Source organism: Herbidospora solisilvae (assembly GCF_009901565.1).
GTDB lineage: Bacteria > Actinomycetota > Actinomycetes > Streptosporangiales > Streptosporangiaceae > Herbidospora > Herbidospora solisilvae.
In genome coordinates this window covers 645,677-663,439 of record NZ_WXEW01000001.1, presented here as the reverse complement: position 1 = coordinate 663,439, position 17,763 = coordinate 645,677, and the positions used below count along the sequence as shown (strand labels likewise).

The 17,763-nt window shown below is 72.9% G+C and carries 15 protein-coding genes and 1 tRNA gene; 3 read left to right on the top strand and 13 right to left on the bottom strand.

From position 1 onward, the window contains the following. Positions 1–16: 16 nt before the first annotated feature. From GT755_RS02940 to GT755_RS02920, 5 genes are all read right to left on the bottom strand, one after another. Positions 17–1,276: an ABC transporter substrate-binding protein gene (locus GT755_RS02940; protein ID WP_161478118.1), complete on the bottom strand. Its 1,260-nt coding sequence runs from the start codon at positions 1,274–1,276 to the stop codon at positions 17–19. Positions 1,277–1,295: 19 nt separating this feature from the next. Beyond that, positions 1,296–2,102 carry a carbohydrate ABC transporter permease gene (locus GT755_RS02935; RefSeq protein WP_161478117.1) on the bottom strand — a complete coding sequence of 269 codons (807 nt, stop codon included), beginning with the start codon at positions 2,100–2,102 and terminating at the stop codon, positions 1,296–1,298. After that, on the bottom strand, positions 2,095–3,024 hold the full coding sequence (locus tag GT755_RS02930) for a carbohydrate ABC transporter permease (protein WP_285580934.1): 930 nt from the start codon (positions 3,022–3,024) through the stop codon (positions 2,095–2,097). The genes GT755_RS02935 and GT755_RS02930 overlap by 8 nt, the downstream gene beginning before the upstream one ends. Then, a complete protein-coding gene (locus GT755_RS02925; RefSeq protein ID WP_161478116.1) occupies positions 3,021–4,202 on the bottom strand; it encodes an ROK family transcriptional regulator in 1,182 nt (393 codons plus the stop codon). Before GT755_RS02925 ends, GT755_RS02930 begins: the two co-directional genes overlap by 4 nt. A gap of 88 nt (positions 4,203–4,290) precedes the next feature. Next, positions 4,291–5,139 carry a universal stress protein gene (locus GT755_RS02920; RefSeq protein ID WP_161478115.1) on the bottom strand — a complete coding sequence of 283 codons (849 nt, stop codon included), beginning with the start codon at positions 5,137–5,139 and terminating at the stop codon, positions 4,291–4,293. A 137-nt stretch (positions 5,140–5,276) separates the two neighbouring features. Between GT755_RS02920 and GT755_RS02915 the strand changes: the two genes are divergently transcribed. Next, on the top strand, positions 5,277–5,918 hold the full coding sequence (locus GT755_RS02915; RefSeq protein ID WP_161478114.1) for a response regulator: 642 nt from the start codon (positions 5,277–5,279) through the stop codon (positions 5,916–5,918). Here GT755_RS02915 and GT755_RS02910 read toward each other — a convergent pair. Continuing rightward, positions 5,911–7,563 carry a GAF domain-containing sensor histidine kinase gene (locus GT755_RS02910; protein ID WP_161478113.1) on the bottom strand — a complete coding sequence of 551 codons (1,653 nt, stop codon included), beginning with the start codon at positions 7,561–7,563 and terminating at the stop codon, positions 5,911–5,913. The two genes, GT755_RS02915 and GT755_RS02910, sit on opposite strands and share 8 nt — an antisense overlap. Positions 7,564–7,759: 196 nt before the next feature. Between GT755_RS02910 and GT755_RS02905 the strand changes: the two genes are divergently transcribed. After that, positions 7,760–8,926, top strand: a complete 1,167-nt coding sequence (locus tag GT755_RS02905) for a cytochrome P450 (protein ID WP_161478112.1) — start codon at positions 7,760–7,762, stop codon at positions 8,924–8,926. 109 nt (positions 8,927–9,035) lie between these two features. Here the strand turns inward: GT755_RS02905 and GT755_RS02900 are convergent, their stop codons facing one another. From GT755_RS02900 to GT755_RS02875, 6 genes are all read right to left on the bottom strand, one after another. After that, a complete protein-coding gene (locus GT755_RS02900) occupies positions 9,036–10,193 on the bottom strand; it encodes a vWA domain-containing protein (protein WP_161478111.1) in 1,158 nt (385 codons plus the stop codon). A 2-nt stretch (positions 10,194–10,195) separates the two neighbouring features. Next, a complete protein-coding gene (locus tag GT755_RS02895; RefSeq protein WP_328794140.1) occupies positions 10,196–11,260 on the bottom strand; it encodes an AAA family ATPase in 1,065 nt (354 codons plus the stop codon). Positions 11,261–11,366: 106 nt separating this feature from the next. After that, on the bottom strand, positions 11,367–12,590 hold the full coding sequence (locus tag GT755_RS02890) for an ankyrin repeat domain-containing protein (RefSeq protein ID WP_161478110.1): 1,224 nt from the start codon (positions 12,588–12,590) through the stop codon (positions 11,367–11,369). Beyond that, positions 12,587–13,717: a leucine-rich repeat domain-containing protein gene (locus GT755_RS02885; protein ID WP_202609545.1), complete on the bottom strand. Its 1,131-nt coding sequence runs from the start codon at positions 13,715–13,717 to the stop codon at positions 12,587–12,589. The genes GT755_RS02890 and GT755_RS02885 overlap by 4 nt, the downstream gene beginning before the upstream one ends. A 2-nt stretch (positions 13,718–13,719) precedes the next feature. Then, a complete protein-coding gene (locus GT755_RS02880; protein WP_161478109.1) occupies positions 13,720–15,060 on the bottom strand; it encodes an SDR family NAD(P)-dependent oxidoreductase in 1,341 nt (446 codons plus the stop codon). Positions 15,061–15,101: 41 nt separating this feature from the next. After that, positions 15,102–15,173, bottom strand: a tRNA-OTHER gene (locus GT755_RS02875). Positions 15,174–15,328: 155 nt separating this feature from the next. On the opposite strand from GT755_RS02875, the gene GT755_RS02870 reads away from it, so the two are divergent. Beyond that, positions 15,329–16,369 carry a cupin domain-containing protein gene (locus GT755_RS02870; RefSeq protein WP_161478108.1) on the top strand — a complete coding sequence of 347 codons (1,041 nt, stop codon included), beginning with the start codon at positions 15,329–15,331 and terminating at the stop codon, positions 16,367–16,369. A gap of 101 nt (positions 16,370–16,470) precedes the next feature. On the opposite strand, the gene GT755_RS02865 is transcribed toward GT755_RS02870, so the two are convergent. Continuing rightward, complete coding sequence (locus tag GT755_RS02865) at positions 16,471–17,664, bottom strand: Nramp family divalent metal transporter (RefSeq protein WP_161478107.1); 1,194 nt, start codon at positions 17,662–17,664, stop codon at positions 16,471–16,473. Positions 17,665–17,763 lie beyond the last annotated feature (99 nt).

The following is a 17,763-nucleotide window of genomic DNA, read 5'->3' as shown; positions in this document are numbered from 1 at the left end:
TCATGCTGGTCGTCTCCTAGCCGAGAAGGGCGTCGACCTTGGACGCGGCTTCGGTCAGGGCCTCTTCGACCGACTTACGGCCGGCCGCGGCCTCGGTGAGCTCCTGGGTGACGGCGTCCTGCATCTCCTGCTGGCGGGCGATGACCGGCGGCAGGGCGATGCTCTTCAGCGAGTCGAAGACGGCCTGGCGGTTGGCCGGGACGGGGTCCTTCAGGTAGCCCTGGAGCACGGCCTGGTCCGACACCGGCGGCAGCTCCCACGAGCTGGCGATCCGCGTCGTCGCGGCCACGTTGGAGCTGCTCAGGAACTTGGCCCAGGCGTAGGCCTCACGCGGGTGCTTCGTCGTGGCCGAGGCGGCCACCGAGTTGTGGAACACGGCGCTGGCCTTCTGGCTGTCGCCCGGCTCGACGACGACGTCCCACTCGAAGGGCACGTCCTTCAGCCCGGCGAACTGCCAGATGCCGTTGTGCCACATCGCGAGCTTGCCCGACTTGAACAGGTTGGTGTCGAAGTCGGCGGTGCCGCCGATCTCGGCCTCAGTGGGCATCGTCTTGCCGACCTTGTCGACCAGCCACTTGGCCGCCTTGACGCCCTGCGGGCTGTTGAACGTCGACTTGCCGCCGCTCATGAACTCGCCGCCGGCCTGCTTGAGGGCCTTGTAGAACTCGAAGAAGGTCACCGGCTGGAAGTCGCCGTACACCTTGGCGCCCTTGTCGGTCAGCTTCTCGGCGGCGGCCTGCTCGTCGGCCCACGTCCAGTCGGCGGTGGGCAGCGGGACGCCGGCCTTCTCGAACAGGTCCTTGTTGTAGAGCAGGACGACGGTGGAGAACGACGCCGGGAGCGCGAACTGCTTGCCGTCGTGCTTGAAGGCGTTCAGCGACTCGGTGGCGTAGCCGGAGGTGTCGGTGTCGCCGCCCGCGGCGCCCAGGTCGAGCAGGCTGCCCGCCCCGGCGTAGGTGACGAAGTTCTCGTAGTTGAGCTCGAAGGTGTCCGGGGCGGTCTGGCCGGCGATGCTGGTCTGGAGCTTGGTGAAGTACTGGTCGTACGGGGCCGTCTCCACCTGCACGTCGACCGTGGGGTTCTCCTTCTCGAACGCCGCCACGATCGTGTCGAGGTCCTTCACGTGGTCGGGGGCGGCGGAGAAGGTGAAGTAGCGCAGGGTGACCTTGCCGCCTGCGGCGGGTTCTTCCGTACGGGTCGCCGAGCCCTGGGAGCAGGCGGTGGCGAGCAGGGCGGTGATCAGGGTCGCCGCGGCGACCCGGGCTGATCCGGCCATGGGGGGTTCCTTCGTGTTGTTATTTCAGCCCTGACTGGGCCACGGACGCGATGACGTGCTTCTGGGCGAAGAGGTAGAGGACGAGGATCGGGACGACGCTGACGACCGACCCGGCCATCACGACGTTCCATTCGGTGGTGAACTGGCCGTGCAGGTTGGCCAGGCCCAGCGGGAGGGTCATGAACTCGGGCGACCTGATGATCACCAGCGGCCACAGGTAGCTGTTCCAGCTCGCCATGAACCCGAAGACGGCGAACGTGGCGAGGGCCGGGCGGATCAGCGGCAGCACGACCAGGGCGAAGATCCGGAAGTGCCCGGCCCCGTCGAGCACGGCCGCCTCGTCGAACTCCTTCGGCACCTGCTGGACGGCCTGCCGCAGCAGGAACACGCCGAACGCCGAGGCGATCGTCGGGGCCAGCACCGCGAAGTAGGTGTCGGTGAGGTTGAACGTCCGCATCTCGATGAACAGCGGCACGACCAGGACCTGCAGCGGCACCATCAGCGTCGCCAGGTAGACGGCGAACAGCGCGCCCCGGCCGGGGAACGGCAACCGCGCGAAGGCGTAGGCCGCCATCGAGCTGGTGACCAGCTGGAACACGGTCGAGGCGACGGCGATCCAGAGGCTGTTGAACATGATCCGCCAGAACGGCATGGTCTCCAGCAGCCGTTCGTAGGCGCCGAGGCCCGCGCCGTCGGGGGTGAAGTCGGGCGGGGTCTGCAGCACCGCCCCCGAGGGGGTGAGCGACGTGATCACCGCCCAGGCGAACGGGAACAGCATGACCAGGGCGCCGAGCACGACGACGACGTACTTTCCTGCTTTAGCCATAGTTCACCCACCGGCGCTGGCCCCGGACCTGGATCAGCGTGACCACCAGCACGACCGCGAACAGCAGCCACGACAGGGCGGACGCCTCGCCGGCGCGGCCGTACTTGAAGGTCAGGTTGTAGACCTGCTCGACGACGACCTGGGTCGCGCCGGCCGGTCCGCCGCCGGTCATGACGTGGACCTGGTCGAAGACCTGGAACCCGTTGATCAGCGAGATGACGACGACGAAGAACGTGCTGGGCGACAGCAGCGGGAGGGTGATGCGCCGGAAGCGCTGCCAGGCGTTCGCGCCGTCGACCCGGGCGGCCTCGACGTACTCCTTCGGGATGGCCTGCAGCCCCGCGAGCAGGATGATCATCACGAAGCCGAGGTCCTTCCAGGCCGAGGCGAGGATGATCGAGGGCATCGCCCAGCCGGGGTCGGTCCACCAGCCGGGGCCCTCCAGGCCGATCAGGCCGATCGCCCAGTTGACGATCCCCGAGGCCGGGTTGAGCAGCCACTTCCACAACAGCGCCACGACCACCCACGAGGTGACGACGGGGAGGAAGTAGATCGCCCGGAAGACGTCGCGGCCCCGCATGGCCCGGTTGAGCAGCATCGCCAGGCCGAGGCCGCCCGCGTAGACGAGCGGCAGGTAACCGGCGATGAAGTAGAGCGTGTGGCCGAACGCCGCCCGGGTCTCCTCACTGGCCAGCAGGCGGGCGTAGTTGTCCAGGCCGACCCACTTCATCGGCGTGATCAGGTTCCACTCGTGCAGCGAGGTCCAGAGCGACCCGGCCATCGGGATGAGCGTGAACAGCAGCAGCGGGACGGCGCTCGGGAGCAGGAAGACGGCGACGGTGAGGGCGTACCGGAGCCGCTTTCTCGGCGGCCGGACGGGCTGCCGGGCGGGGGCCTTCGGCGGGGTCTCGGTGAGGGTCACGGGGCGGCTCCTATCAGCCGGGCCCTGACCATGCGGCCCTGCTCGCCCGCAGCGCCCTCGGTGTCGAAGGGGGTCGCGAGCACCAGCGCCGCCGCGCCCTGGGCCCAGGAGGTGTCGTCCCAGCTCTCGACCTCGATCTCGATGTCGCGGCGGCCGGGCATGAGCTGGCGGCGGACCGCCGTGTCGAAGCCCGCGCGCCAGTGCTCCCAGTGGGCGGTGCCCTCGCCGAGGACCACGACCACCTCGGGGTCGACGACGTTTATCAACCCGGCGGTCGTCCGGCCCAGGATCGCGCCGGCCTCGGCGAAGACCTCGCGGGCGGTCGCGTCGTGGGAGGCCAGGGCGCCCAGGTCGTCGACCGTGGCCACGGCGAGCCCCCGGGCCCGGGCGGCGGCCACGAGGCCGGTCGCGCCGACGACGGCCTCGAGGCAGCCGTGGGCCCCGCAGCCGCACAGCGGTCCGTCCACGGCGACCGGCACGTGCCCGAACTCGCCCGCGCCGCCGCGCGCGCCCCGGTAGACCCGCCCGTCGGCGACGATCGCGGCGCCCACGCCGCGGCCGATCGTGAGGACCAGGAAGTCGCGGTGGGTGCGGCCCCGGCCGTAGAGGCGCTCGGCCACCGCCAGCGCGTTGACGTCGTTCTCCAGCAGGACGGGCAGCTTGAGGCGGCGGCGCAGCCGCTCGCCCACCGGCATGGCCCGCCAGCCCAGCGTGGGCGCGTCGCAGGTGCCGACGGCCTGGTCGTCGACGCCGCCGGGGACGCAGACCCCGACGCCCAGCAGCGGCGGCACCTTGTCCAGCACGTCGGCGACGGCCTCGGCCAGGTCGCCCAGCGCGTCGGGGGCGGAGGGGTCGAAGGGGGTCTCCCAGGAGCCGAGGACCTCGCCGTCGAGGCGGACCTCGACGATGACCAGGTGTTCGGCGGTCACCTTCACCCCGAGGGCCCGGCCCGCCGTGCCGGCGAGGCCCAGGCGCTGGGCGGGGCGGCCGCCGCGCGACGGCTGGAGGTCGAGCTCCTCCAGCATGCCCGCCGCCATGAGCGCCTTGGTGAGCTGGGTGACCGTCGCGGGGGAGAGGTCCAGCTCCTTGGCGATCTCGGTGCGGCTGAGCGGCCCGACCGTGCCGAGCAGGGCCAGGATCGCCGTCCGGGTGAGATCGCCGCGATCGGTCGCAGCCATCGGGCTCACTTTCTTTATTGGTAAAGTTAGTCCCGAAATATGGCTGCTCAGGCGGACACTGTCAAGACTTCGAAACCAGATCGAAACCTCAGTGCCGCGTGCACGGGCGGACCACCGCGATCGGGCAGTGCGCGTGCCGGAGCACCCGGCGGCTGACCGACCCCATGACCATCGACCCCGACCGGCCGTGTGAGCCGACCACGAGGAGGCCGGCCCTCAGCGACGCGTCGACCAGCGCCTCGACCGGATGCGCGGAGCGCAGGTCGTCGACGACCGGCAGGGCCGGATACCTCCTCCGGTGCCGGTCCAGCAGGCCGGCCGCGACGGCCCGCTGACGCGCCCGGACGGCGTTGATGTCGTAGTCGACCTCCGGGGCGTAGGAGTGCCCGGGGAGGCTCCAGGCGTGCAGGGCGCGGATCTCGGCGTGATGCAGGGCCGCCTGCTCGAAGGCGTAGGAGATCGGGCGCTGGCAGTCGGCCGAGTCGTCCAGGCCGATCACGACCTCGCCGACGCGCTCGGCCGGCCGGTCGCGCACGATCACCACCGGCCCGGTGGCGTGCCCGGCCACCTGCGTGCTGACCGACCCGAGGATGCCGCCGGCGGTGCGGCTCATGCCCCGGCTGCCCAGCACGAGCCCGGAGGACTCGGCGGCCAGCCGGCGGAGCACCTCGGCCGGGCGGCCCTCGATGTGCTCCAGGCGCATCCCGAGACCGGGACGCCGGTGCCGCGCGGTCCTCTCGGCCTCGGTCATGATCTGGCCGCTCACCTTGGCGATCTGGCTCTCGAGTTCGAGGGAGTGCACGAACCGGTACGGAGACCGGTCGACCACGTGGACGACGCGCAACCAGGCGCCCCGCCGGGCGGCGTCGTCCGCGGCCCATTCGACGGCCGCGAGCGAGTTGGGCGAGCCGTCCACTCCGACTGTTACGACCTTCATCTCTCCCCTTGGTGTTCTCCCGGTTTCCCATGACAACGTCTGAGCCGGGTAGATCTATAGGGACGAAAGTCCCTAACTACACAAATGGGGACTTTGGTCCCTATCTGGGAAGATTTCGGGTGAATAGCGTCAAAGGTATGATTCGCGTATTCATCGTCGACGATCATGAAGTGGTGCGGCGCGGGGTGGCCGTCCTGCTGGAGTCCGAGGAGGACATCCGCGTCGTCGGCGAGGCCGGGACCGTGGCGTCGGCGATCACGCGCATCTCCGCCCTCCGGCCCGACGTGGCCATCCTCGACGTCCGCCTGCCCGACGGCAACGGTGTCGACGTCTGCCGCGAGGTCCGCAGCCGCAGCCCCGATCTGCCCTGCCTGATGCTGACCTCCTTCGCCGACGACGACGCCCTGTTCCAGGCCGTGATGGCCGGCGCCGCCGGCTACGTGCTCAAGCAGATCCACGGATCCGACCTGGTGGGCGCGGTGCGCACCGTCGCAGGCGGCCGGTCCCTCCTCGACCCGCAGGTCACCCGCACGATGGTGCGGCGGCTGCGCGACGACGCCGCGCGCAAGGACCCGCTCGCCGTGCTGACCGACCAGGAGCGGCGCATCCTGGAGTACGTCGTCGAGGGCATGACCAACCGCCAGATCGGTGAAGAGATGTTCCTGGCCGAGAAGACGGTCAAGAACCACGTCTCCCGCCTGCTCGGCAAACTCGGCATGCGCCGCCGCACCCAGGCCGCCGTCTACGCCGCGCGCCTGCGGGGCGACGGGGTCAGCTGACCGGCACGCGCCACAGCATGCGGGTGCCCCCGCCCCGGCGCGGTCCCACCTCGAAGGAGCCGCCCAGGTCGCCCGCGCGCCTCTCGAGGTTGCGCAGCCCGCTGCGCCGCCCGCCGGGAGGGAGCCCGACGCCGTCGTCCTCGACCACCAGCGTCACCTGCCCGCCGCTCTGCTCCAGCGACACCCAGACGTGCCCGGCCCCGGCGTGCCGGGCCACGTTCGACAGCGCCTCGTGGAGCACGGCGAGCACCTGCTCGGCGACGTCGTCGGGCACGCCGTAGTCGAGCTGCCCGTCCAGCCGCAGCACGGGCCGGAATCCCAGGTCCCCGTACGTGTCGTCCACCAGTTCCGCGACGCGGGCCCGCAGCCCCGACTCGCCGAGGGCACGGGGACCCTGGAGGGCGAAGACGGTGGCCCGGATCTGCCGGATGGTCTCGTCCAGCTCGTCGACCGAGTGCCGCACCCGGCCCCGCGCCTCGGGATGGTCCACCAGCCGGACCGTGCTCATGAGCGTCATCGCCACCGCGAACAGGCGCTGGATCACCACGTCGTGCAGGTCCCGCGCGATCCGGTCGCGGTCTTCCAGGGTGTGGAGCCGCTCGGCGTCGAGCCGGGCCTTGGCGAGTTCGAGGGCCCCCGCGGCCTGGGCCGCGCACGACCTGATCATCCGCAGCGTGCACGGGGCGAACGGGACCCGGCCCGACCACTTTCCGAGGACCAGCACGCCGTGCGTCGACCCCGCCGAGATCAGCGGCACCGCGGCGGCCGGGCCGATGGGCACGTTCCTGATCGTCTCGTATCCGCCGCCGACCAGGTCGTCGACCACGACCGCGTCCCCGGTCCGCAGGGCCAGGCCCGCGAGGGACGAGTCGGCCCCGACCTCGCCGCCGGCCAGTCCGCCGACCCCCTCGGAGATCAGCGCGCGCAACGTCGTGCCGCCCTCCACGGGGAAGAAGACCAGGGCGGTGTCGGAGTCGGCGATCTCCCGCATCCGTCTGGTGAGCTGGGCCAGCACGTCTCCCGGGCCCTCGCCGGACAGCAGGCGCGTGGTCATGTCGGAGCCGGCCTGGAGCCGGACGCCCAGGTTGTGGGCCACCTCGTAGAGGCGCGCGTTCCCGATGGCCGTCCCGGCCGCCGTGGCCAGGGCGACGATGAGGTCCTCGTCGTCCTGGTCGAAGTCGGCGTCGCCGCGCTTGCCGATCAGGCAGAGGGCGCCGAAGAGCTCGTCGCCGACTCTCAGCGGGACGCCGAGGAAGGAGTCCGCCGGAGGGCGCCCGGGAACCCGGGCCAGCCGCAGCGGCCGGGCGTCCCGCATCACCCGGCCCAGCGGGTCGCGGCCCAGGGAGCAGTGCCCCATCCGGGCGGTCTCCTCCTCGCCGGCCGGCACGTGCTCCACCGGAGGGCGGTCCTCCCCGGCGACGTGGAGGGCGCCGTAGCGGGCGTCGACGAGCTCGGTCGCGGCCGTCACGACCCGCTGGAGCACGATCTCGGGATGGAGGTCACGGCCCACCGAGGCCACCGCCTCGACGAGGTCGCGGACCCGGTCACGGCCGGCCAGCGCGGCATCGCGCTCCGTCCGGAGGTCAGAGAGGAGTTCGCCCAGCCGCATGCCCGGCGATCCGGGACGTGCGCCGTCCGTCGCCATACCTCTCATTCTCACGCGGGCTAATCGGACATATCCCCACCTTTTGGTCAGTAGATCCGATGAAGACCGGGCCCCCGCTGAAGCGGGGCGCCGCTGCGCACCAATCGATCGTCAAGCCCGCCTTTTCCTGGAAGGTTGCGCCGCGCGCGACGGGGCGGGATCTTGCTGGGTAAGCCGATCTTCCTCAGGAGATTCCATGACGCTGCCCCTCCATATGCGCCGCCAGGGCTTCGACCCCGATCCCGGACTGGCCGCCGCGCGCGCCGAGCCGGGCCTGACCAAGGTGCCCACGCCCTACGGCCGCGACGCCTGGCTGGTCACCCGCTACGACGACGTGCGCGACGTGCTCAGGAACGCCGAGCTGTTCAGCTACGGCCACGGCATCAACATCCCGCCGATGAGCGAGGAACAGGCCAGACGCCTCAAGGCCGGCGCGTTGCTGATGCTGGACCCGCCCGACCACACCCGCTTACGCCGCATGCTCACGCCCGAGTTCACGATGCGCCGCATCCGCCGCCTCGAACCGCGCGTGCGCGAGATCGTCGCCGACCACCTCGACGCGATGGAGCGGGCCGGGGCGCCCGCCGACCTGGTGGCCGACTTCGCCACCCCGATCCCGTCGCTGGTCATCTGCGAGCTGCTGGGCGTGCCCTACGCCGACCGCGCCGACTTCCAGGCGCGTTCGACCACCCTGCTCGACTTCAACCAGCCCCCGGAGGCGCGCGGCCAGGCCCAGATGGCCTCGGCCGCCTACATGGGCGAACTGGTCGCGCGGGCCCGGGTCGAGCCCGGCGACGACCTGCTCGGCATGCTGGTCCGCGACCAGGGCGACGCCGTGACCGACGCCGAACTGGTCGGCCTCGGCGGGCTGCTGCTGATCGCCGGGCACGAGACGACCGCCAGCATGATCGGCCTGGGCACCCTGGCCCTGCTCCGCCACCCCGACCAGCTCGCCCTCGTCCGCGAGGACCCGGAGAAGGTCGACGGCATGGTCGAGGAGCTGCTGCGCTGGCTCACGATCATCCACTCGGGTGCGATCAAGGTCGCCGCCGCCGACACCGAGATCGGCGGCGTCCCGATCGCGAAGGGCGACGCCGTCGTGGTCTCCCTCCCGGCCGCCAACCGCGACCCCGCGCTGACCGAGAACCCCGACGCCTTCGACGTCACCCGCCGCGACCTGCCCCACGTCGCCTTCGGCTACGGCGCCCACCACTGCATCGGCGCGCCGCTGGCCCGCATGGAGATGCGCATCGCCTTCCCCGCGCTCTTCGACCGCTTCCCGGGCCTGCGCGAGGCCGGCGAACCGGCGTTCCGCTCGTTCAACGTCGTCTACGGCCTGTCGAGCTTCCCCGTGGCCTGGTAAAAAGCTTCCTCCGTTACGGCTCCGCCCACCACGGCCCCGCCCGCCGCACCCGGCGGCGGGCGGCGGCCCGGCGCTCCGCACCCGCTCATCCCGATCGCCACGACGGCGGTCAGAGCGGCACGCGCACCGTCTCCACCCACCCGGGAGGCGGCGGCGGGTTCCGGCCGATCAGGGCCGCGATGAGCCGGCACGACCGCGGCTCGTCCGGCCACGGCGTGTGGCCGTCGGTCAGCACGATCACCACGTTCGGCCGGTCGCGCGCCGCCAGGGCCGCCGTGACGCCGACCCGCATGTCCGTGCCGCCGCCGCCCGCCAGGGTGACCTGCTCGGCCGAGGTCACCCGCGAGACGGCGTGGACCTCGGCGTCACAGGCCAGCACCGTCACCCGGTTGCCGTGCACGCCCACCTCACGCAGCACGCCCGTCACCTCGGCCAGCGCCGCGCCCAGCTCGTCGTCGCCCATCGAGCCGGACGTGTCGACCACGATCGCCACCCGGGGCAGCGGCCGGCGCAGGCTCGGCAGCACCACGCCCCGCATGGCCGCCGACCTGCGGGAGGGGCGGCGGTAGGTGTAGTCGACCGCGCCGCCCGCCCAGGCGACCGCCTCGCGCACCGCCCCCGTCAGCACCTGCCGCCAGTCGACGACCGGTTCGAGCACCTGCTCCGCCCACCGCTCCCAGCCCTTCGGCAGGCTGCCCCGGGAGCGCCGGTGGGCCCGCATCGCCTCGGCGGTGTGCCGGCGCAGCGACTCGGCCTCGACGGTGCCGACCACGGGCGCGCCCTCGCCCGCCTCCCACGTCGACGGACGCCCGTGGGCGCCCGAACCGCAGTCGAGCACGTGCTCGTGCGGCGGCAGCAGCGGCACGTACTCCTCGAAGAGACGGCCCGGCTCCAGCCCGAACAGGCGCGGCTCCATCCGGCCCGCCGGGAGCGGCAGCCGGTCGGCGACCAGGTCGTCGTTGATCTCGCAGTCCTGCGCCACGTTGACCCGCAGCCGGTCGCGCTGGTCGGCCGGGGGCAGCCGCCCGGCCCTGGCGTGGTGGTCGCGGAGCAGGTGGGAGACCTCGTGGATCCAGACGGCGGCCAGTTCCTCGACGGGCGTGGCGTCCACGAACGCGGGGGAGACGTAGCACCGCCAGTGCGCGTCGACGCCCATCGTGGGCACCCCGGAGCTGGGGACGATGGAGAGGGCGTACAGCGCCGTGGCGAAGTAGGGCCGATCGGCCGCCGCCCGGTAGCGGGCGGCGAGCAACTTCACCCGGTCCATCGTCAGAGCGCGCCGGACAGCTGGAGGAGGTCGACGAACGCGTCGATGCCCGGCGGCACCGGCCAGTTGAGGTCGCGCATCGCGGCCAGGTCCATGGCCGCGCGGGCCGCCACGTCGGGCACCCCCGCGTCGACCGCCTTGGCCAGCACGACCCAGCCGGCCTCCCAGCGGCGCCGGGTCAGGTCGCCCTGCACGGCGGCCACGACCGCCGTCAGGAAGGCGAGCTGGCGGTCGCCGCGTTCGGGGAGCCGGAAGGCGGCCGGGTCGGCGAGCACCCGGTCGGGGTCGGGCAGGTCGAGTTCCTCCAGGTAGGAGATGAGCTCGACGCCCGCGCCGTCGCCCACCGCGCCGACCACCGCCGCCGCGAGGGCCTCCCGGCCGGTCCCGCTCGCGTAGGCGACGGCGAGCAGCTTCAGCGCCATCTCCCACGTCCGGGGCGACGGCCACGCCCCGCCCCGGCTTTCGGCGTCGGCGGGCAGATGGTGGGCCAGACCCGGGCGGGCGGTGAGGAAGCCCGAGATCGCGCCCCGGGCCCGCGCCACCGCGCCGGAGATCCGCGCCGCGTCGATCGACGGGATACGCGCCGCCGGCCAGGTGCCCGCCAGGCCGCGGGCGACGGTCCGGGGGTCGTGCGTCCAGCGCAGGTGGACGAACCGGTTCGCCAGCGGCGGGCTCAGATGCCATCCGTCGGCCGCGCTCGACGGCGGGTTCGCGGCGGCCACGATCCTGACCTGCTCCGGCAGCCGCAGACTGCCGACCCGTCGTTCCAGCACCACCCGCAGCAGCGCGGCCTGCACGGCGGGCGGCGCGGAGGACAACTCGTCGAAGAAGACCAGCCCCCGGCCCTGCCCGGTCACCCGCACGGCCCAGTCGGGCGGCGCCATCGGCACCCCGGTCACCGCCGGGTCGTCGCCGACGATCGGCAGGCCGGCGAAGTCGGACGGCTCGTGCACGCTCGCGATGACCGTCTCCAGCGGCAGCCCGAGCCCGGCGGCGAGCTGCTCCAGCCCGGCCGACTTGCCGATGCCCGGCTCACCCCACAGCAGGACCGGCAGGTTCGCCGCCACGGCCAGGGCCAGCGCCTCCAGCTGGGCGTTGGCGGCCGGTTCGGTGCGGTGGACCCGCAGCCGCCGGTTGATCTCGTCGGCGGCGGCCAGATCGCCCAGGTCGTCCTTAATCGTCGTCGTCGCTTTCGTAGCCGATGCCGATGCCGGGGTGGTCGCGCTCGATCTCGTCGCGCAGGGCGACGAGGTCCCTCCGCCGCCGGCGGCGGATGAGGTCGGCCAGCGACCAGCCCTCCCAGTCGGTCACGTCGATCCGCGCCCCGGCCGCGCGCAGCGCCTCGACGAGTGCGGGCGATCCGTAGGAGGCGACCGCGTGGTGCAGCGGGGTGCGCTCCTGGTAGTCGAGGCCGTTCACGTCGAGGCCCGCCGCCAGGAGCCGGGGCAGCAGCACCGTGTGGTCGACCAGGTGGAGCATGTGCAGGAGGCCGCGCTGACGGCCGTCGCGGACCCGGGGGTCGACGCCGGCGTCGAGAAGCCGGAGGACCGCCGGGGTGTCGCCGTGCTGGGCGTGCAGGAACAGGGCCCACCGCTGGGCGCGCAGCCTCCGGGGCAGCCTGCCCTCACCCGACGTCCACGCCTGCTCGACCGCGAAGCAGCCGGAGACGGCTCCGCCGAGGGCGCGCATGGCGCGTTCGCGGCGCTGTTCGTCGTCGCCGTGCTCCAGCAGGAGACGGCCGCCGCCGGAGACGACCTGGTGCCACGCTCCGCCGCAGCGCACCCGGACCGGCTCGGGCGGCTCCGGCTCCGGCGGACCCGACGCGCCCGGTGGGAGGCCGGGGCAGAGCGACTCCCTGACCAGCGGGTGCAGGTCGTCGGGGGTGAGCAGACCGGCGTCCAGCAGCACGCGGTCGGGCAGCGACGCGTCGGTGCCGTCGCGGAGCCCGGCGGTGTGCCGGGCGTGCCAGAAGTGGCGGGCCGCCGTCCAGTCGACGTGGGTGGTCATATACGGGTCCTCCTCGTCCTCGGCGGGGACGAGGACCAGCGTCAGCCGTTGCGGGCCCTCGCTGAGCTGGGGCGTCACCGCCCGCAGTTCGGTGTCGCCGTACCGGGCCAGGGTGACCTGGTGGTGGGTGCCCAGGGTGCCGCCGCCGTTGCCGCTGCGGGGCGCGTGCCAGCGCAGCAGCTCCGGCACGAGGTGCCGCAGGTCGTCGGCGAGCGCGGGGTCCTTCCCGGCCGTGCCCGGGTCGAAGGCGACGTCGACGGCGGCGGCCGCGCAGGCCCCCTGCCAGTCGCCGGCCAGGCGGCGTTCCGTGGCCTGTTCGATCATCCAGCGGGGGACCGCGTACCGGCGGGCCCGCCGCCAGCGGCTCAGTTCGTCGCGGTCGAAGGTCATCGGTAGAGGCTGCCGATCGCGACCAGGTCGGGGTGGCCGGGACCGGCGGGGCGCAGGCGCGCGGTGAACGACCGCTTCACCTTGCGGGGCAGGCCGGGGCCGAGGCCGACGTACTCCAGACGGGTGTCGTCGGGCACCTGGGCCAGCAGGCTCTTCGCGCCGCGCCCGGTCAGGCCGGTGTGGCGCAGCTCCAGGCGGCGCAGCGGGCTGCCGGGCAGGGCCGCGGCCAGGGCGTGCGCGCCCGCGTCGCCGGTGGTGTTGGCGGGCGCGCCGAGGCTGCGCTCCGACGGCGGGCGGCCGAGGTCGAGGGACTCGATGCGGTCGAGCGCGGCGGCCAGCGCCGTCGCGCCGTCCGGGCCGATGCCGTTGCCGCCCAGGCCGAGCCTGACCGGACGGGCCGGGTCGGCCGCCGCGGCCAGCACGGCCGCGCCCTCGTCGCCCAGGTGGTTGGCCGGAAGGTAGAGCTCCCGCACCCCCGCCTCGGTGATCAGCTTCGCCAGCAGCGGCGCGGCGGCGGGCCCGAGGCCGTTGCCGCCGAGGAACAGTCGCTCCAGCGGGACGTCCCGGCTGGTCAGGGCCGCGACCAGGACCTCCAGCGAGGCCGCCGACAGGCCGGTGTTGACCAGGTCGAGGGTGCGCAGCGTGCTGTTCCGGGTGAGCATCTGCGCCAGCGCGCGCACCCCCGCCTCGCCGATGGGGTTGCGCTTCAGCCACAACGCCCGCACGCTCCGGTCACCGCTCAGCCGGTCGGCCAGCGCCGCAGTGCCCTCCGGGCCGATGCGGTTGCAGCCCAGGTAGAGGGTGCGCAGGCGGTGGTCGTCGGTGAGCGCGCCCGCGACCGCGCGGGCGCCCTCGTCGCCGATGGCGTTGGTGCCCAGCAGGAGGTGGCGGGCGTGCGGCGAGGCCGTCGCCACCGGCAGCAGCCGGGCCACGCCGGGCGCGCCGAGGCCCTGCTTGCAGAGGTCGACCCGGCCGTCGGGGCGCAGCGCGCCGAGCGGGAAGACCTCGTCGGCCGCGACCGGGCGGGTGTCGGCCAGCCGGGTGAGCAGCGGGTCGAGGGCCGCCGCCTCGGCCGGCGGGACGTCGGGGTGCTCGATCGCCGGGCAGCGTACGGGCACAGGCTTCACGGTCACCACTCCACCGATCGGTAGTCCTTCAGGAACAGTCCGGAGACGGGGTCGCCGCCGACCCCCCGGACGACGGGGTCGTACACCCGCGCGGCCCCGTCGATCACGTCGAGCGGCGGCCGGAAGCGGCTCGCCGCCCTCTCCGGGTGGGGCCGCTCGTCGGTGCACCACCCGGTGTCGACGCTGTTCATGTGGATGCCGCTCGCCGCGTAGTCGGGGGCGGCGGTCCGGGTCAGCATGTTCAGCGCGGCCTTGGCCATGTTCGTGTGCGGGTGGCGGACGGTCTTGTTCGCCCGCGAGAAGCTGCCCTCCATCGCCGACACCTGCACGACGTACCGGTCGGGGTGCGGCGAGGCCTCCAGGAGCCCTCGGAGCCGCGAGGTCAGCAGGAACGGCGCGAACGCGTTCACGAGCTGCACCTCCAGCCACTCGGCCGCGTCGACCTCGTGCAGCCGCAGGCTCCAGCTGTTGCGGTCGCGCAGGTCGAGCGGCTCCCCGGTCTCGTCGAGCAGCCCGGCGGGGAAGAGCGATTCGAGCTCCCCGGAGGAGGCCTCAAGCCGGGCGACGGCCGTGGCGGGCGCACCGGCCGTGACGCTGATCCGGGCGGCCGGCCCGGCCAACGGCAGGCTCTCGGCCGCGCGCACCTCGCGGTGGTAGGCCGCCGGGCGGCGGATCGTCTGGGCGGCGTTGTTGACCAGGACGTCGAGGTGGTCGAACCGTTCGTGCACGGTCTCCAGCAGGCCCGCCACGCCGGGCAGGTCGAGCAGGTCGACGCCGTGGACGTGCAGCCGGTCGAGCCAGTCGGCCGCGTCGGGCACGGCGGCGTAGCGGCGGGCCGCGTCGGCGGGGAACCGGGTCGTCACGAACACCTCGGCGCCGTCGCGCAGCAGCTTCAGCGCCGTCTGGAAGCCGATCTTCACCCGGCCGCCGGTGATCAGCGCCCGGCGTCCGCGCAGGTCGCAGCGGGCGGTGCGGCGGGCCAGGTTCTCCTCGGCGCAGGCCGGGCAGAGCAGGTGGTAGACCGAGTGGACCTGGCCGTAGACGGCCTTGCAGACGTAGCAGCGCCGGGTCCCGGCCAGCGGCCGTAACCGCGTGGCCGGGCCGAGCGACGGGGTGACCGGCGGCGCGGAGTCGGGGTTCTGGTCGCGGTGGCGCTCGGTGGCCGCGGTGACGACGTCGTCGTGCCGGCGGCGGTCGGCGTTGCGGGCCGCCTTGCGGGCCTTCTTGCCCGCCTGGTAGACCTGCGCGGCGGCCTCCCGCACCGGCCTCCAGCGCTCGTCGTCGGGATCGGCCGCGCGTGCCTCGGCCAGGACCCGCAGGCAGGTCTCCACGTCAGAAGCCATGCGCGTCCCCCTCCGGCAAGACCCTCCGGCGAAAAAGGTGACACGGCCGACCGGATTCGAACCGGCGTCCTCCGCATCGCTTTGGGGCGCGACGACCTCTGCGCTACGACCGTGTCGCCGGAAGGCTAGCGCACATCTCCGACATTCCGGATCTTGTTCCCCCAATCTCCCGGAAAGCGCACACCCCGCCGGGCGCGTGTCCTTGCCGATATGTCGGACACATGCTGCTTAACCTGGGAAAACAGTCAGCGTCCGGGGGAGAATGGTCATGCGCAAGTCGCCACACATCATGTCCTTGGGGAAGGTCCGGCCCACGTTCGAGAACGACCTGGGCTCCGTCACCGTGGTCGACGAGAAGGTGCTGCCGATCCTCGACCGGCTCTCGCTGAAGAGGGTGGTCCTGGAGCCGGGCGCGATCCGCGAGCCGCAGTGGAACGTCAACGCCAACCAGCTCGCCTACGTGGTCGCGGGCACCGTCCTGGTGTCGATCCTCGGCAACGCCGACACGTTCTCGTCGTTCGTCGTGCGGCCGGGGCAGATGTACCACGTCGAGTCGGGCGCGGTTTACCACATCGAGAACATCGGGGCCGACCGCGCCGAGCTCGTGCTCGCCCTGCGCAGCGAGCGCCCGCAGCACTTCTCGGTGCGCGACAGCTTCACCGCGATGACCGACGCCGTGCTGGGCAACACCTTCGACCTCCAGGCCTCGGCGTTCGCCGCGTTCGACCGGTCGCCGGCCCAGCAGATCGTCCGGCGCACCGGCCCGGCCGACGTGACGCCGACCGCCACGCTGCCCAACGCCAAGCTGTTCGACATCGAGAGCCAGGCGCCGGTGCTGACCTACTCCTACGGCGACGCGCGCATGGCGCGGCACCAGTTCTGGGCCGCCCTCGACGACATCTCCATGTACTCCCTGCGCATCAAGGAGAGCGGCATGCGGGAGCCGCACTGGCACCCGGTCACCGCCGAGATGGGCTACGTCGCCAAGGGCCACGCCCGCATGCGCGTCCTGGACCCGGACCTCAGCCTCGACGAGTACCTGCTCGGCCCCGGCGACCTCTATTTCGTGCCGCGCGCCTACCCGCACCACATCGAGGTCATCGGCGACGACGAGATGCACTTCCTCATCTTCTTCGACCAGCCGATGCCCGCCGACATCGGTTACAAGGCCACCGCGACCGCCTTTTCACGCGAGGTCCTCGCCGCGAGTTTCGGACTTCCGGAGAGAGAGCTCCCGCAGTTCCCGTTCACCCCGATCGACCCGCTCATCGTGCCGCGCCTCAATCCCAGCGACCCCGTGAGCAAATGACGCCAGCAGAACAAGCGTCAGGGTGAGCCGGAGGTCGGCGTCCAGGAGGAAGGAGACGGCGGCCAGCACGGCGCAGACCCGGATCTTCGCCCGGACGGTCGTCACAGCAGCATCGTGATCGGCAGCGAACAGCCCAGCAGGGCGACGACCGCCGCCGCGACGCCCGCGATCCAGGTCGTGAGGGGCGCGTTCACCAGCGGGCCCATCAGGTCGCGGTCGCGGCAGAAGTACACCAGCAGGAACAGCACCACCGGAACGCCGAGCGAGATGACCACCTGGCTCAGCACCAGCAGGCCGGTGAGCGGGACCCCGGACACGAGCGCCAGCACGGCCGGGGTCATCGTCACGATCCGGCGCGCGTGGACGGGCACCCGCACCCCGAGGAACCCGCGCATCACGACGTCGCCGGCGAGCGTGCCGATGCCGGACGACGACAACCCCGACGACAACAACGCGACGGCGAAGGCCAGCGCGGCGAACCCGCCCACCCGGGCGGCGAGTTCGGCGTGGGCGGCCGGCAGGTCGCCGGTCCAGGCGCCGCCGCTCGCCACCCCGAGCCCGGCGCCGAGCGCGATCATCGACACGTTGACGACCGTTGCCACGCCGAGCGCCAGCGAGCAGTCCCACCGCAGGATGCGCCGCACCAGCGCCGGCTGCGCACGGGCCGTCTCGGTCGACATCCCGCGCCCCTGGACCAGCGCGGAGTGCAGGTAGACGGCGTGGGGCATGACCGTCGCGCCGACGATGCCCATGGCCAGCAGCGGCGCCCCCGCCCCGCCCAGGTTCGGGATCAGCCCGGCCGCCAGGCCGCTCGCCGACTGGTGCCCGGTGGCGAGGATGTCGTAGCCGACCCCGGCTCCGACGAACATCAGCGCCGCCGCGCTCATCAGCTCGAACGGCCGGGTGCGGCCCTTGCGTCGCAGCTCCAGCAGGGCCAGCGAGATCACCGCCGTGGTGATCGCCGACAACCACACCGGCATGCCGAACAGCAGCTGCATTCCGATGGCCGCCCCGACGAACTCGGCGAGGTCGGTGGCGAGCACGACGATCTCGGCCTGCCCCCACAGCAGCAGGCTGCCGCGCCGGCTGAACCGCTCGCGGCACAACTCGGGCAGGTTCCGCCCGGTCGCCATGCCCAGCTTGGCCGCCTGGAACTGCACGAGGATCGCGACCAGGCTGGCCAGCACCACGACCCAGACGAGCAGGTAGCCGAGGGTCGCGCCGGCGGTCAGGTTGGTGGCCACGTTCCCCGGATCGACGTAGGCGATGGCCGCGACGAACGCCGGGCCCAACATGGGCGCCAGCGTGGGGACTTTCCGCGTTGATGGACGTATGCCGGATTTAGCGGGATTGGGGCGAGCAATCACAGTGATTTCCCTAATTGTTGGGTATTG

What these genes read in the sequence shown, in the direction of transcription:
- GT755_RS02935 (WP_161478117.1), bottom strand. Translation starts at nt 2,102, where the DNA reads ATGGCTAAAGCAGGAAAGTACGTCGTCGTCGTGCTCGGCGCCCTGGTC.
- GT755_RS02920 (WP_161478115.1), bottom strand. Translation starts at nt 5,139, where the DNA reads ATGAAGGTCGTAACAGTCGGAGTGGACGGCTCGCCCAACTCGCTCGCG.
- GT755_RS02925 (WP_161478116.1), bottom strand. Translation starts at nt 4,202, where the DNA reads ATGGCTGCGACCGATCGCGGCGATCTCACCCGGACGGCGATCCTGGCC.
- GT755_RS02910 (WP_161478113.1), bottom strand. Translation starts at nt 7,563, where the DNA reads ATGGCGACGGACGGCGCACGTCCCGGATCGCCGGGCATGCGGCTGGGC.
- GT755_RS02900 (WP_161478111.1), bottom strand. Translation starts at nt 10,193, where the DNA reads ATGGACCGGGTGAAGTTGCTCGCCGCCCGCTACCGGGCGGCGGCCGAT.
- GT755_RS02870 (WP_161478108.1), top strand. Translation starts at nt 15,329, where the DNA reads ATGCGCAAGTCGCCACACATCATGTCCTTGGGGAAGGTCCGGCCCACG.
- GT755_RS02865 (WP_161478107.1), bottom strand. Translation starts at nt 17,664, where the DNA reads ATGTTGGGCCCGGCGTTCGTCGCGGCCATCGCCTACGTCGATCCGGGG.
- GT755_RS02940 (WP_161478118.1), bottom strand. Translation starts at nt 1,276, where the DNA reads ATGGCCGGATCAGCCCGGGTCGCCGCGGCGACCCTGATCACCGCCCTG.
- GT755_RS02905 (WP_161478112.1), top strand. Translation starts at nt 7,760, where the DNA reads ATGACGCTGCCCCTCCATATGCGCCGCCAGGGCTTCGACCCCGATCCC.
- GT755_RS02915 (WP_161478114.1), top strand. Translation starts at nt 5,277, where the DNA reads ATGATTCGCGTATTCATCGTCGACGATCATGAAGTGGTGCGGCGCGGG.
- GT755_RS02890 (WP_161478110.1), bottom strand. Translation starts at nt 12,590, where the DNA reads ATGACCTTCGACCGCGACGAACTGAGCCGCTGGCGGCGGGCCCGCCGG.
- GT755_RS02880 (WP_161478109.1), bottom strand. Translation starts at nt 15,060, where the DNA reads ATGGCTTCTGACGTGGAGACCTGCCTGCGGGTCCTGGCCGAGGCACGC.